The sequence below is a fragment of the Roseibium sp. genome (assembly GCF_048261595.1).
Taxonomy (GTDB): Bacteria; Pseudomonadota; Alphaproteobacteria; order Rhizobiales; family Stappiaceae; genus Roseibium.
On record NZ_JBLXFW010000001.1, the window covers coordinates 1172972 to 1187883 of the forward strand.

Here is a 14912-nt window from a genome sequence, read left to right on the forward strand (position 1 = left end):
GGGGACCCCGGGGTCTCCGCTTCTTTTCTTTCCAGATGTCAGATCAGGCTACTCGTTGATGATCATGGCGATCATCCACTGATCACCATCAAGAAGAAGCTGGTAATGGCAGGTGAACTCGAGCGCCGTTTCGGCGTCTGACGTTTCCTGTGTCCAGTCGAGCGTCACAAGTGCGGCCGAGCCGCTGATATGACTTGAGACGACATGGAAGTCGGAACTGGTCACCCCTTCCTTGTCGAGTGCGGCAAGAAGCGCTTCGATATTCTCCAGCAACTCCTCGTCGTCGCTGAAGACATGCCCCTTGTCATGCTGCCAGATCGTCGCCGGCATGGCGAAGCAGTCGCAAATGCGGTCAGCGTCGAAATCATTGAAACCTGCGAGATAGTCTTCGAAGAGTTGCGCGATCTCTTCCTCGGCAGCACTCTGGCCATTGTCCATGACGACTTCTCCGCCGCCGCTCCGGTTCCCATCAGACATGGCTTGCCCCTTTTTCCAGTCTCGCCCTACGGCGCGCTGACGGCGTCAGCATCTTGCAGTTCCGCAGGTTCCGCGTCCTCGCCGTCATCATAGCCGATCATATTGAGAGGACGCGCCTTTCGTCCATTCATTTGGCACCAATGCACAAGAGCTTCCTCCGCGCCGTGGGTGACCCAGATCTGCTCAGCACCAGTCTGCGCGACAGTAAGACAGAGATCGTCCCAATCGGCATGATCCGACATGATCAAGGGCAACTCGACACCGCGCTGACGGGCTCTTGCACGAACGCGCATCCAGCCGGAGGCCATGGAGGTGACAGTTTCGCCGAACCGGCGCGCCCAGCGGTCGGCCAATTGTCCGGGAGGGCAAAGAACGATCTCTCCGGCCAGCTCGCGACCCCTCGCTCCGACGGCTTCCACCGGGCCGAGGCCGACACCTTCTTCCTGATAATATTCCGTCAGCTTAACGAGTGCGCCGTGGAGATAGATTGTCTTGTCGTAGCCGGCTGCGCGCAGTTCACCGATCACCCGTTGCGCCTTTCCCAGGGCATAGGCGCCGACAAGATGCACCTTGTCCGGAAACAGCAAGAGAGACGCCAGCAGCTTCTTCGCTTCCTCGATCGCGGGGGGATGCTTGAACACCGGCAGGCCGAAGGTCGCTTCGGTGACGAAGGTATCGCACCTGACCAACTCGAAGGGACTGCAGGTCGGATCGCCCTGCCGCTTGTAGTCCCCTGAGACAACGGTTCGCCCGTGGCCATCCTCAAGCAGCACCTGGGCTGAACCGAGCACGTGGCCAGCAGGATGCAGCGACACGTTTATCCCGGAAAGGGAGACGATCTCTCCATAGTCGATCGTCTGGCGTTGCCCGCAGAAATCAGCGCCGTAGCGCAAGGCCATGATGTCCAGCGTTTGCCGGGTGGCCAGGACGGCGCCGTGACCCGACCTTGCATGATCCGCATGACCATGAGTGATAATCGCACGTGCCACCGGTCGCACGGGATCGATGAAGGTGTCGATATCGGGGCAATAGAGGCCTTCCGGGCGAAGGGTCAGCAGATCAGACATGGCCAGAAGTTAAGTAGGCGGGCTGAAAAATCCAGCCCGCCCCGAAACGCTCGTCGTTTTACTGACAGTAGGTGTACTCGATCCGGCAGCCGCGAGCACCAGCATTGGAACAAAAGCCCATGGCGAAGTTCTGTGCCGCCTGCCGGCTTTGGCCAGCACCGAACCAGTTGGCACCCGGCACCACCGCCATCGCGTGGCACTGCGCGTCGGTTACATCCATGATCGAGCATCCTGCACCGCCGCAATACTGTAGCGCAAAGCGCTCCGCCTCACGACGTGTCGGCCCCGCGCCATGACCATAGGCTCCGTTCCGGCCCACCGCGAAGGCCATGAAACCGCGTCCACCTGTCGAGGCTACCGGTTGGGGCGCAGGCGCAGCTGGACGAGCTGTCTGACAGGAACTGTAGATGCCTTGGATCCTTGGACCGTTGGAACACATGATCCCGCCCCACTGATACCCCCGAGCACCATTGTCGAAGACGACTTCGAACCAGTCATAGCCGTCGTAGTGAACGCCGGTGTTGTTCAGGATCGTCAACCAGGTACCTTCGGAAACGCTTCCCGTCTGACGGTAGTTCATGCCCGGGCCGCTGCGTAGCTTGCCTCCCAGGGACTGCCCCACAACGTTGATCTGTTGTCCCTGACCGTAGCCGCCCGCTTGCTGAGCCTGCCCGGAAGCCGGGACCACCTGTTCGCAGGAAAACGACCTGTTGCCCATCTGGAGAGTACCGTAGCCCTGCCTGCGCTGCTCATCGAAGGAAACCCGCTCGCGGTCGTTGCCGTAGAAACCGCCGGGCTTGGCGTCGAGGTAAAATCGGCTTCCAGCGCTTTCGAATTTCGCTCGCCCTTCTTCCGGGATCGTCTCGATGAAAGAGAAAAGTCCGTCTACCTGACAACGGTAGTTCAGGCTCTCTGAAGCAGACGCTGCGGACATGCTGAAAAAGGACGCGACAGCGGCGACAACGGCCGCATTAGCATAGTGAAATCTCAAAGTTCCCTCCAAAGCCGTAAAGGAAGTACGACGTGATGACCGGACAATATGCTGACCCTACGACACTGAATGTGACCGGCAACACATTTCGGAGGCTCGCCAAAAGAAGTTGACCGCCTTAGAACGGATCCATGACGTCAGATCTCCTTCCCTTACGATTCCGGAACTGGTTCGCCGCCCGAGGTTGGAGCGCTCGGCCACACCAGATCGCCTTGCTGGAACATCTCAGGGATGATCGCTCGACACTTCTGATCGCCCCGACCGGCGCAGGCAAGACGCTCGCAGGTTTCCTGCCGAGCCTGGTCGAACTTTCCCTGCGGGAACGACCCAAGCCCGGCACGCCGGGACCGAAGGGAATTCACACGCTCTACATCTCGCCCCTGAAGGCCCTTGCCGTCGACATTGCCCGCAATCTCGACGCACCGGTGAACGAGATGGGCCTCGATATCCGGATCGAGACACGCACCGGCGACACGCCATCGCACAAGCGCCAGCGGCAGAAGTCCGATCCACCGGAAATGTTGCTGACAACGCCGGAACAGATTGCCCTTCTGCTTTCCGACCCGGCGTCCGAGAAGATCTTTTCCTCGTTGCGGACCATCATCCTCGACGAACTGCATGCGCTGGTGACGTCCAAGCGCGGTGACCTGCTCGCCCTTGGTCTTGCCAGGCTCAGGCGCCTGTCGCCGAACCTGCGCATCATCGGGCTCTCGGCGACGGTCGCCGAACCCGATGACCTCAGAGCCTATCTTGTGGACCAGCCCGACCCCACCGCCCGGGCACTCTCCAGTGTGGTGCAGGTTGCCGGCGGCGCGGAACCCGACATCTCGATCCTCGACTCGGATGAAAGACTGCCGTGGTCCGGACACTCCGCCCGCTATGCCCTTGGCGACATGTACCGTCTGATAAAGGAGCACCGGGTGACGCTCCTTTTCGTCAACACGCGATCCCAGGCGGAAGCGATCTTCCAGGATCTGTGGCGGATCAACGAGGACACGCTGCCGATCGCCCTTCATCATGGCTCGCTCGATGTCGGCCAACGACGCAAGGTTGAGGCGGCCATGTCCAGCGGAGAATTGCGGGCCGTCGTTGCTACCTCGTCCCTCGACCTCGGCATCGACTGGGGGGACATCGACCTTGTCGTCAACATAGGGGCTCCGAAGGGCGCAAGCCGGCTTGCCCAGCGCATCGGCCGCGCCAATCACCGCATGGACGAACCCTCCAAGGCGGTTCTGGTACCGGCCAACAGGTTCGAGGTGCTGGAGTGTCAGGCGGCTCTGGCGGCCTCAAAGCGCGGCGATCAGGACACTCCGCCCTTGCGCAAGGGATCACTTGATGTCCTCGCCCAGCATCTCTTGGGCCTGGCATGCGCCAATCCTCTGAATGCGGACGAAACATTCAATGAAATCCGCGCCAGCGAAACGTACCGCCATCTCGACCGGGAGACCTTCGATCGCGTCCTCGATTTCGTTGCGACCGGCGGCTATGCGCTGAAGACCTATGAGCGTTACGCAAGACTGAAGCAGGACAAGGAAGGCAACTGGCGGATCGCAAATCCCAAGGTCGCCCAGCAATACCGCCTGAATGTCGGCACCATTGTCGAAGCCCCCATGTTGAAGGTTCGCCTCGTAAAGTCGAAGGCACAGGGACGGCGAACACCTGTCGGCCGCGGAGGGCGTGTGCTGGGTGAAATCGAGGAGTGGTTTGTCGAGCAGCTCGAAAGCGGCGACACATTCATCTTCGGCGGCGAGATCCTGCGGTTCGAGGCCATCCGGGAGAACGAAGCCTATGTCTCGCGCACCAGGGCGGAGACCCCGATGATCCCGTCCTACATGGGCGGCAAGTTTCCCCTGTCGACCTATCTTGCCAAGAGTGTGCGTCGTTTGCTGGCCACCCCGTCGAGCTGGAAGTTCCTGCCCGACCAGGTTTCCGAGTGGCTGCAACTCCAGGAGCTCAAGTCCCGACTGCCGGCCGAAGACGGCCTTCTCGTCGAGACCTTTCCACGGGCCGGCAAAAACTACATGGTCTGCTACCCGTTCGAAGGGCGGCTGGCGCACCAGACACTCGGTATGCTGCTGACCAAGCGGCTGGAGCGGCTCGGTGCGCGCCCACTCGGTTTTGTTGCCAACGATTACGCCCTGAGCATCTGGGGACTCGGAGACCTGTCGCAGCTGTTCGACAGCGGGCGCATATCTCTGGATGCACTGTTTGAGGAAGACATTCTCGGCGACGACCTCGACGCCTGGCTGGCGGAGTCCAGCCTGATGAAACGGACATTCCGGAACTGCGCCGTCATCGCCGGACTGATCGAACGCCGCCACCCCGGACAGGAAAAAACCGGCAGACAGGTCACGGTCTCATCCGACCTCATTTACGACGTATTGCGGACGCATGAACCCGACCACATCCTTTTGCGCGCCACATGGAACGATGCCGCCGAAGGACTTTTGGATATCTCGCGTCTTGGCGAACTTCTTTCCCGTATCAAGGGTCGAATCACGCATACTCGCCTTAGCCGCGTATCCCCTCTTGCAGTGCCGATCCTTCTGGAGATCGGCCGTGAACCGATTTATGGCGAGGCCATGGAAAGCATCCTAGAAGACGCCGCAGACGACCTGGTGACGGAGGCCCTTGGACAATGAGCCTTCTGCCCCGGCATATGCGCGATTTCATGGTGGTTCCGGTCTGTCACGACATTCAGATCAACGGGCAGACTGTCGGTTTGCATGACAGTGGCGTTCTCTGGTGGCCGGAAGAATCGACGTTAGTGGTGGCCGACCTGCACCTGGAGAAGGGCTCGTCCTACGCAAGACGTGGCGTCATGCTGCCGCCCTACGACACAGGTGCGACGCTGGAGAAACTCGCGGCGGTTATCGACGCGTTCGATCCGGCTCGCGTTATTGCGCTTGGCGACAGTTTTCACGACCGCGACGGCTCAGACCGCCTGCCTCCTGCCTATCGCGCCCTGCTGACGACGCTTCAGCTGAACCGTGACTGGATCTGGATCACCGGCAATCACGACCCGATCGCGCCAGTGCGCCTGTGCGGCGAAGCGATGGACGAAATCACAATCGGCTCGCTGACATTCCGGCATGAACCGTGCGAAGACAGCCGCAAGAGAGCACTTGGAGAGATCTGCGGTCACCTGCATCCGGCCGCAAAGGTTCGTCGCTACGGCCGCTCGATCCGGCGTCCCTGTTTTGCAACCGATGGAACGCGTCTTGTCCTGCCCGCATTCGGCGCACTGACGGGCGGGCTGAATGTGATGGACCGCGCGTTCTCGCCACTGTTCAGCGGCAAACGGTTTTCCACCTTCCTTCTGGGCGACAACCGGCTTTACCCGTTCACCGCCTCGAAGCTGATTGGCGACTGATCCGCGCCTTTCGACCGAACACTCAATCCTTCCGGAAGATCACGCCTGCCAGCCAACCGGTGAAGATTGCCAGCGCGACGGCAATCAATCCGTAGAGAGCCGGGAAGCTGTGCGCCAGATTGTAGGTGAACTGCTCGAAGCCGATCTTGGCAACGGCAAGGTCCGCTTCCTTGAAGCTGAGCACACCACCATCCTGAAACAGATAGCTCTTCACCTTGTAGTTTCCGACCGGGATGTTTGCCGGAAGCGGAACGGTCGTGCGGAACATGGTGTCGGTCAGGAACTCGATCGACTCGGGACGTTCGGAATAAAGACCCTGCTGCTGCCGCAAACGGAGAAATGCCCGGCGGAAATCATCCCGCTCGGACAGGGGAACGCCCGAACGGCCGGACACCGCAAGGTTCAGGTGATGAAGTCCGATTCCGAATTCATCGAGCAGGTCGCGGTCGCCAATCGATCCGACGCTTTTCGTGCTCGCAAGGGCATAGAATGATGGAATCTGCTGAAAGGTCTCATATTCCCGGTTCACCCAGACGCCAAGGAACCGCCCCTTTCGGCGTGTCGTGATGTCCTGAACCGGTCCTTCCACCGTGATAACCAGGTCGTAGGCGCCGGGGCGGGCTATCGTGTTCAGATCGCGCCCGATCTGCCCGAAGACCACGATCTCGGTACCGGTGAAGTTGGACTTGATCGACACCATTTCCGACGACAATGCGGTCACCAAATCCTCGGCCTGTGCCGAACGCCCCGCCAACATCGAGATGATGATCATGCCAAAGAGGGTCAGCAACCGGGTCATGCGCCTGCTCCCTTCATGATCGCGATCGAATAAAGATCATCCGGCGTCAGCAACAGGTCGACGGCAAATCGCAGGCCGACAAGCAGAACGAGGAGGGCAAGCAACAGACGAAGCTGGTCACCGCGCAGGTTCTGGCCCATGCGTGCTCCGAACTGCGCCCCAATCACGCCCCCGACCATCAGCGTGATGGCAAGCACGATATCCACCGTCTGCGACCCGATGGAATGGAAGATCGTCGCGGCCGCCATCGTGAAAAGGATCTGCAGCAAAGAGGTGCCGATCACGACGCTGGTCGGCACACGCAGAAGATAGATCAGCGCCGGCACCATCATGAAGCCACCACCGATGCCCAGCACGGTTCCCAGAAAGCCGATAATGCCTCCGAGCGCCAGAACCGGGATGACGCTGACGTAGAGCCTGGACTGACGGAAGCGCATTTTCAGCGGCAAGCCATGGATCCAGTTATGCTGTCCGGGACGTTTTGCAGTGACGGCAGCCCCTGTCCTTCGCCGGCGAATGGCGCGCAGGGATTCAAACAGCATCAAGCTGCCGATGGCGCCGAGAAAGGTCACGTAGGAGAGCGAAATGACAAGGTCGAGCTGCCCGATGGACTGAAGCACATCGAACAGAATGACGCCGACAAGCGATCCTGTTACGCCGCCGATGAGCAGCATGAAGGCCAGTTTGAAGTCGATCGCCTTTCGCCGCCAGTAGGTCACGACCGCAGAGGCGGAGGAGGCGACGACCTGCGTCGTCACTGTTGCAACCGAAACTGCCGGAGGAATGCCGGAGAAGATCAGCAGAGGCGTAAGAAGAAACCCGCCTCCGATGCCGAAAAGCCCCGAGAGGAAACCCACGGCGCCACCCATTCCGAAGATGACGAACATGTTGACCGGGATTTCGGCTATGGGCAGGTATAATTGCACAGGCAGCGACCGGAGTTGGAGCGCTCTCACAAGCGCCCGCGGATTGCATACTAACGTGGTTTAAGCGCCTCTGGTGAGGGCCTGTCAACCAAAGACACCCTCATCCTCTCAGGGTGACGAAAAACCGCTGCTCCTGCACCAGACGGCAACGCGAAAGCCTGAGTTCCGTCCTCGCCGTCCTGGTATCAGATCGACTGGCTTTCCAGATCCTTTATCAGGCCCGCATCGACCTCACCGGTCTCTGCCCGGCCGAGGCTTCTTTGAAATGCCCTAATGGCGCTGCGTGTACGCGGCCCCATCTGGCCATCCGGTGTGCCGGTCTCAAAACCCAGTTCGTTGAGCTTGGCCTGCGCTTCACGGACCATCGCCTCATAGTCGACGACGTCATCCAGGATGGCCGAAGCATTGGTCGACATACCCGTTGCAGACGCCCAGCCCGGCTCGGTGGCAACCTTGTTGGCAGCCGGATCCGGCGTCTTCAGCTGGAAGCTCTCCACTGCGAGCCGTGCAGCCGCCAGGGTGTCCTGGTCCATCATGTTGGCCACGTCGTCACGCTTCTTGGCGGCATCCCGATCGCCCTGCTCGGCGGCGATCGCAAACCATTTGTAGCTCGCGACGAGATCCTTCTCGACGCCAAGGCCGCGCGCATAAAGGATTCCCAGGTTGAAGAGACTGTCCTTGACACCGAAATTCGCGGCGCTCTCGAACCACTTTGCGGCCTGCGTGAAATCGGGGGCGCCCTCGGCACCTTCGGCATGAAGCACTGCCAGATTGTGCATGGCCTTGGTGTTTCCGGCTTCCGCGGCCTTGGTATACCACTCGCGCGCCAACTGCGGGTCGCGCTCGACGCCCCTGCCCTTTTCGTAAAGGCTTGCCAGACGATACTGCGCCGGAGCCAGGCCCTGTTCCGCGGCCTTCTGGTACCATTTTGCGGCTTCCGAAAGGTTGGCCGGAATGCCCGCACCCTCGGTGAATCTCACGCCAACCAGAAAGGCGGCGGCCGGATTACCGCTGGCTGCTGCGGAGCGAAGGGCCATTGTTCCGACTTCCTCGGGAGGAAGGTTGGCAACAACGCTTGCCGGCATCGCGTCAGGCAATGGCTGAAGATCGCCGCTCTCCGGCGAGGGGACGCCCTCCCCGAAGGAGCTGCTCACGCCGCTGGGCGGGGCAAACGCAAGTGCATCGGTGGCGCCTTCTTCCGGGCCGGTCGCAACCGTCGGGACGCTGGGTCCTTCGGCCAGGTCGCCCAGTCCGGGCTCATCGGTAGATGCTTCGGCCACCAGTTCCCCGGCTTCGTCCGGAGACAGCAAAGGCGTGTCCTCAACCTGCGGCGTCCCGAGATCGGTCAGGGAAATCGCTTCATCTGCCGTCTGGGCGTCTATTGCACTGTCATTTCCACCGTCAGCCAGAACCGGTGCCTGCGGAGCAACCATGACGTTGTCACCGACGCTGTCCGGCATGCTCATGGCAGTCTGTTCAGGCTCGTTCGGAGATGTTCCGACGAGCTTGAAGACCTGCAGCGCGCCGATGGTCAGAACCACTGCTGCGGCCGCAAAAAGCAAGGCGCGGCGACGGCCACCGCCGCCGGTGGCCTGGTCTTCGGGAACCACCGGGCGGTCGCCGGCCAGCAATTCCTCTGCATCTTCCGGGGCGTTCGCGGAGACCTTATCCTCGTCGTGCAAGACGTCGTCGGCATCTTCACCGCGTTGCTTGCCACGCTTGAGAACGCTACGAAGCCAACCGGCGCGCTCTGCGCTGCTGCTTTCCGGATCACGCGGGCGATCTGAAGGCGCCTCGGCCGCAACATCCAGCATCGCGGCTTCCTGGGAAGCTGCCTGCGCTGCGCGGCGCGCTGCGGCGATGAAGTCGGCCTTGCGATCGCGACCCCGTTCAGAGGCACGGTCATCCTCTGCATCGGCCTGGCGCGACCGGCCTAATCCCTTGCCGAAGAAGCCCGCCTCACGCGGCGCGGTGACTTCAGCTGCAGCGCCCGAAACAGGCCTGGAGCCTATCTTTTCAAGCCGCTCAAGACGATCGGTCAGGGACGTCAGGACAGCCTGGACGCCATTGAACGTGTTGACGGTACGCTCTTCTGCGCCCTCTGCGGCGTCGAGAAGCCGACGCAGATCGGACTGCAACCCGTCGATCGCCGCGTCGTAATCGGGGCTGCGACCACCCGGCTTGCCGACGACAGCCTCCTTAGCCGCCTTCTGGGCGATTTCGACAACATCTGCGCGCGTGCTCTTGAGACCATCCTCGATCCTGGCAAGGGCCGTCGTGACGCGTTCCAGTTCATCGCTGCGGCTGGAGGTATTTTCCAGCTGTTCGGCAAGCGCTGCAACCTTCGAACCAAGTTGATCGAGGCGGCTGTCGTCAATGCCCTCGCCGCCACGCGCAACTGCTTCCGCAAGATCGCTGATCCGCTTTTCCAGAGCCTGCGTCGACGCAGGAACGTCGACCGACTTGCGCATTTCCCCGATTTCGACGCGAAGCGCATCGAGGTCTGCCGTTGTCACGCTGTTGGAAGGACGCTCGAGCAGCTTGCTGAGGTCGGAGATACGGGTCTGCAACTCGGCAAAGGCCTTGGCGTCTCCACCGGCCGCCATGGCGGACGCTGCATCAAGCACAGGCGTCGGACGGCTTGCCTTCTTCTCCATGGAGTCAATCTTGGAGGAGATGGACGTAAGCCGCTCCTCGAGCATCGCGAAGGCTTCGTTGTCCGCCTGCGGCTGGATCTTCTCCATCCGGTCGAGGCGTCCGACAATTTCTTCCAGCTTGCTGCCGACGGCACCGTATTTTTCCGGGTTCAGCGGCGAAGCGCGTTCATCGGACATCATGCCGACGATGTCTTCCAGACGCCCCTGAAGACGGTTCAGCATTTCCGCGTCAGGCAGACGCTCTTCCATTGCGGTGATGCGCGTATCAAGACCGCGCTGCTCACGCGCCAGGATTTCCAGATCGTCCAGACGTCCTGAAACGAACTTCATCCGGTCATCGATGCTTTCGACAAGACCGCCGATGTCGATCTGCTCGACAAACGAGCGAACATCGCGCAGCTCGGAACGCAAGGGCTCGATATCGCTGTGATCGCTGCGACCCAGAAGCTCTTCCATCCGATCCGAAATATCGGAAATACGGTCTTCAAGCGCCAGCATGTGCTCGCCGCGCGGCAACGAGGCGAATGCATCCTCGATCTCGTTCAGGCGTGCAGTCACTCCGCGCAGAACCCGCGGGTCGATGGACGCGCGGGTCAACTCATCGAGACGCTGGAGAATGTGGGCGTAGCCATGTTCGAGCGTCTTCAGCGTTCCATCGACATTCGTTCTGCCGACAAGCGACTTGAGTTCGGCGACTTCCTTGCGGATTTCCTTGGCAAGGCGGTCGTCCTTCTGCTCAACGCGCAGTCGCTCGACCATATTCGCCAGCCGGCGCAGTTCCGCATTCTGCTTGCCGACGCGCTCGTGGGTTACCGCCGAATAGCCGCCAATTGCCTCGCGCAGGGAACCCAGTTCATGGCGGAACCTGTCGAAGGCTTCCGCCTGGGGCTTGCGAAGAGCATCAATCCGGCGACCGATATCCTTGTAGGGTGATGGCTGTGCATCTGCGTATGCGGACCGCTCTACCGAAGAGCGTGCGCGACCCGGGGCAGGTTCTGCATAGGCGTAAGCGCCATTGTCGTCGGAATAGTCGTACGCCCGATCATCGCGAGGAGCTTCGTAGCTGTCCTCGTAATGATCGTCATAGCCGGCATACTCGTCCATCGCATCCGGCAGAGCGTCGTAGTTGTCATCATGACCGGTCACTTCCGGCTCAAGCGGACGGGAGACCAGTCCCTCGACTTTTCGGTCCAGGCGCTCAAGTGCCCCCATGACGTCATCGAGGCGGCCCCGATCGGCCACTCCCTTGTCGCGGTCCACACGTGTGACATCCCGAGCAGGCCTTTCGACACGCCGCTCGCGGACGCGGGCGCCGCGTTCTTCACGCGCGCTCAAGAGACGGTCGAGTTCGCTTGCCACCGCTTCCAGCTCGCTGCTGTTGCCGGGGTGCGACTGACGACCACCTAAAGAGGTGGCGGTTCGGGTCAGGCGCTCGATTCTGTCGTCCGGACGCTCACGCCCCAGACCCGAAGACGCACGGCTTCTGCGCGGGGCGGCATCATCAGGATGCTGCTCATCAAGAGGCTGATTGATTCTGCGTCCGCGGCGTCCTGCTTCGCGGTTCTTCCAAGCCGGCATATCTTGACCCTGGCAAAACGATCTTCTGACCGCTGTTCATCAAAGGGCTGCGCCTAGCCAACAAAAAGATACACATAGCGCCGCAGCATTTGCAGAATCTTTGTCCAGTCAGGGTAAACAGCACGTTAATCGGGATTGCCAAATGCGAGACGGGTGAACGTCACCGCCATGAAACCCGGCTGGAACCTTGCGGCAGTTTCGGCCCGCCATTAACGATTTTCCCGAGATATGGCCGCACCGGACTGGACCTTTACCCAAGCGTAAGGTACATGTCCGCAAACGTTTCCCGCCGTCATTAAACTGCGGGTTATCCACATCAACCCTCGCAGAGCGTTCCCCAATGCGCACCGATGCGCGTGCCATGCCCTGTGCAAGAACAGAAAAAGCTGCCCGGTCAAAGGCCGCAGACAAGGTAAACTGATGAGCGAAGCACTCACCATTTTGAACCACGACGAAGTCATCGACGTCGTCAGCGCGAATGACGACACAACGAAGAAGACGCAGTTTTCCATTGGAGATCTGGCCAAGGAATTCAAATGCACTCTTCGCACCCTGCGCTTTTATGAAGACAAAGGCCTCCTGAATCCAAAGCGCGACGGCATGAACCGCGTCTATACCCGCCGTGATCGCGCCCGCCTCAAGCTGGTCCTGATGGGCAAGCGCGTCGGGTTCTCGCTCTCCGAGATCCGGGACATGCTTGATCTTTACGACCTGCGTGACGGGCAGGTAACCCAGCTCCGGGTCGCCCTGTCCCGCTTTAACGGCCAGATCGCGGTCCTGGAAGAACAGCGCCGCGATATCGAACAGGCGATCGAGGAGCTCTCACGCACCGTCGAGATCGTATCCGGCATGCTGAAGCACAAGGAGGCGGAAGGCGAAAGCTGACCGGCCTCGCGGCAATTCGTCTGCCTGCAGTAGAGATAACCTTTTAGCCCGTAGCGGTCAGCTCAGCCGTTGCGGGCTTTTTCGTGCTCCGGCCCTACACTCGGCGCACGGCTTCTGGCTTCAAAACCGGCAAAAATGCCCAAAAAGACCGACTCCGGATCACATTTCGTAACGCTGAAGTACGAAAAACACGCCGAAACGTGGAAAGTTTGCAATTTTTCGGTCACCCTTCCCCTAGGACACTACTTGCCCGCGCTCCGACACGGGCGTATATAGCGCTCAAGGTGACGTTTACGGAAACGTCACGTCAATTAAAGCAAGGCGATCCTTTGGGAGGAATTCCATGCCGAGTTACAGCGCCCCCGTCGAAGACACCCTGTTTCTCCTGAACGACGTTCTGGGATACGAAAAATATTCCGAGCTGCCCGGTTTTGCCGATGCGGCCCCTGACCTCGTTGAAGCGATCCTGCGCGAAGGCGGCAAGTTTGCCGAGGAGGTCGCCCAGCCGATCAATCTCAGCGGCGACCAGGAAGGGTGCAAGCGTTCCGAAGATGGCACGGTTACCCCTCCGAAGGGATTCAAGGAAGCGTATGACGCCTTCTGCGAAAGCGGTTGGGGCACGCTCTCCGCAGATCCGGACTTCGGCGGCCAGGGCCTGCCGCACTCACTTGCTGTTGCATTCAACGAGTATCTGTCTTCGGCAAACATGGCCTTCGCCATGTATCCGGGTCTTACCGCCGGCGCGGTTGCCGCACTCACCCTGCACGGAACCGACGAGCAGAAGCAGACCTACCTGCCCAACATGATTGCCGGCACCTGGACCGGTACCATGAACCTGACCGAGCCCCATTGCGGCACGGACCTTGGCCTCATCCGTTCCAAGGCGGTTCCGCAGGCAGACGGAAGCTACAAGATCTCGGGTACGAAGATCTTCATCTCCGCCGGCGACCACGAGATGTCCGAGAACATCATTCACCTGGTGCTCGCCCGCATCGAGGGCGCGCCGGACGGCACCAAGGGCATTTCGCTCTTTGTTGTCCCGAAGAAGCTGGTCGGCGAAGACGGCTCTGTCGGTGAGCGCAACGGCGTTTCCTGCGGCTCGCTGGAGCACAAGATGGGCATTCACGGAAACGCCACCTGCGTGATGAACTATGACAACGCCACCGGCTGGCTCGTCGGCGAGGAGAACAAGGGCCTGCGCGCCATGTTCACCATGATGAACGAAGCCCGCCTCGGCGTGGCAGTTCAAGGTCTGGCCCAGTCGGAAGTCGCATATCAGAACGCGGTTGCCTACACCAAGGACCGCATCCAGGGCCGCGCCCTGACCGGTCCGAAGGCCGCAGACAAGGCAGCCGACCCGATCATCGTCCATCCGGACGTGCGCCGCACCCTGATGCAGATCCGCTCTTTCAACGAAGCGGCCCGCGCGCTGGTCCTTTGGACCGCTCTGCATGGAGACGTATCCCACCGCTCGCCGGACGAGAAGGCTCGCACTGCCTCCGACGACATGATGGGCCTCATGACGCCGGTCCTTAAGGGCGTGCTGACCGATACCGGCTTTGCAAATGCAGTCAACGCACAGCAGATGTTCGGCGGCCACGGTTACATCGCCGAATGGGGCATGGAGCAATTCGTGCGCGATGCCCGCATCGCCATGATCTATGAAGGCGCCAACGGCATCCAGGCCCTTGACCTGGTGGGCCGCAAGCTGCCGGCAAACGGCGGCCGGGCCGTCATGAGCTTCTTCAACGAAGTCGGGTCCTTCATCAAGGAACATGGCGAAAACGAAGCCATGCAGCCCTATGTCGGACCGCTGAAGACGGGCCTCGACCATCTGCAGCAGGCGACCATGTGGTTCATGAACAACGCCATGAAGAACCCGGACCATGCGGGTGCGGGCTCGGTCGACTACATGCACCTCTTCGGCCTGGTGTCGATGGGCTACATGTGGGCGAAGATCGCAGACACGGTGAACAGCAAGCTTGAGGCAGGCGCCGGAGACAAGGAAGAGTGGCTCAAGACCAAGCTGACCTTCGGCAAGTTCTTCATGGAGCGCACCATGCCGGAGACCGCTGCGCACCTGGCCCGCATCACAAGCGGCGCCGACACCATCATGGCTCTCGACGCGGAAGCGTTTTAACGCGCAGGCCGGCCCGGCG

Annotated in this window: 10 protein-coding genes; 4 read left to right on the forward strand and 6 right to left on the reverse strand. The window is 60.8% G+C overall.

The window, feature by feature from the left end; translation table 11 throughout:
• Window positions 1-48: 48 nt before the first annotated feature.
• From ACN0SY_RS05295 to ACN0SY_RS05305, 3 genes are read right to left on the reverse strand one after another with little or no spacing between them, the layout of a single operon-like run.
• Window positions 49-477 carry a DUF4440 domain-containing protein gene (locus ACN0SY_RS05295; RefSeq protein WP_417685098.1) on the reverse strand — a complete coding sequence of 143 codons (429 nt, stop codon included), beginning with the start codon at window positions 475-477 and terminating at the stop codon, window positions 49-51.
• 26 nt (window positions 478-503) lie between these two features.
• A complete protein-coding gene (locus ACN0SY_RS05300) occupies window positions 504-1544 on the reverse strand; it encodes a ligase-associated DNA damage response exonuclease (RefSeq protein WP_417685100.1) in 1041 nt (346 codons plus the stop codon).
• A gap of 58 nt (window positions 1545-1602) precedes the next feature.
• Window positions 1603-2535: a DUF4189 domain-containing protein gene (locus ACN0SY_RS05305; protein WP_417685102.1), complete on the reverse strand. Its 933-nt coding sequence runs from the start codon at window positions 2533-2535 to the stop codon at window positions 1603-1605.
• A gap of 131 nt (window positions 2536-2666) precedes the next feature.
• Between ACN0SY_RS05305 and ACN0SY_RS05310 the strand changes: the two genes are divergently transcribed.
• Window positions 2667-5177, forward strand: coding sequence for a ligase-associated DNA damage response DEXH box helicase (locus tag ACN0SY_RS05310; protein ID WP_417685104.1), 2511 nt, complete (start codon window positions 2667-2669; stop codon window positions 5175-5177).
• On the forward strand, window positions 5174-5908 hold the full coding sequence (gene pdeM / locus ACN0SY_RS05315) for a ligase-associated DNA damage response endonuclease PdeM (protein ID WP_417685106.1): 735 nt from the start codon (window positions 5174-5176) through the stop codon (window positions 5906-5908). Before ACN0SY_RS05310 ends, pdeM begins: the two co-directional genes overlap by 4 nt.
• A 22-nt stretch (window positions 5909-5930) precedes the next feature.
• Here the strand turns inward: pdeM and ACN0SY_RS05320 are convergent, their stop codons facing one another.
• From ACN0SY_RS05320 to ACN0SY_RS05330, 3 genes are all read right to left on the reverse strand, one after another.
• The gene (locus tag ACN0SY_RS05320) at window positions 5931-6707 is read right to left on the reverse strand and encodes a TIGR02186 family protein (protein WP_417685107.1); all 777 of its coding nucleotides are present in this window, start codon (window positions 6705-6707) and stop codon (window positions 5931-5933) included.
• Window positions 6704-7633, reverse strand: coding sequence for a sulfite exporter TauE/SafE family protein (locus tag ACN0SY_RS05325; RefSeq protein ID WP_417685108.1), 930 nt, complete (start codon window positions 7631-7633; stop codon window positions 6704-6706). Before ACN0SY_RS05325 ends, ACN0SY_RS05320 begins: the two co-directional genes overlap by 4 nt.
• Window positions 7634-7818: 185 nt before the next feature.
• The gene (locus ACN0SY_RS05330) at window positions 7819-11868 is read right to left on the reverse strand and encodes a peptidoglycan-binding protein (protein WP_417685110.1); all 4050 of its coding nucleotides are present in this window, start codon (window positions 11866-11868) and stop codon (window positions 7819-7821) included.
• A 420-nt stretch (window positions 11869-12288) separates the two neighbouring features.
• Here ACN0SY_RS05330 and ACN0SY_RS05335 point away from each other — a divergent pair, with 420 nt between their 5' ends.
• Together ACN0SY_RS05335 and ACN0SY_RS05340 are read left to right on the forward strand one after the other, a co-directional pair.
• Window positions 12289-12753, forward strand: coding sequence for a MerR family transcriptional regulator (locus ACN0SY_RS05335; RefSeq protein ID WP_417685112.1), 465 nt, complete (start codon window positions 12289-12291; stop codon window positions 12751-12753).
• A gap of 343 nt (window positions 12754-13096) precedes the next feature.
• The gene (locus ACN0SY_RS05340; RefSeq protein ID WP_417685113.1) at window positions 13097-14893 is read left to right on the forward strand and encodes an acyl-CoA dehydrogenase C-terminal domain-containing protein; all 1797 of its coding nucleotides are present in this window, start codon (window positions 13097-13099) and stop codon (window positions 14891-14893) included.
• Window positions 14894-14912: the final 19 nt, after the last annotated feature.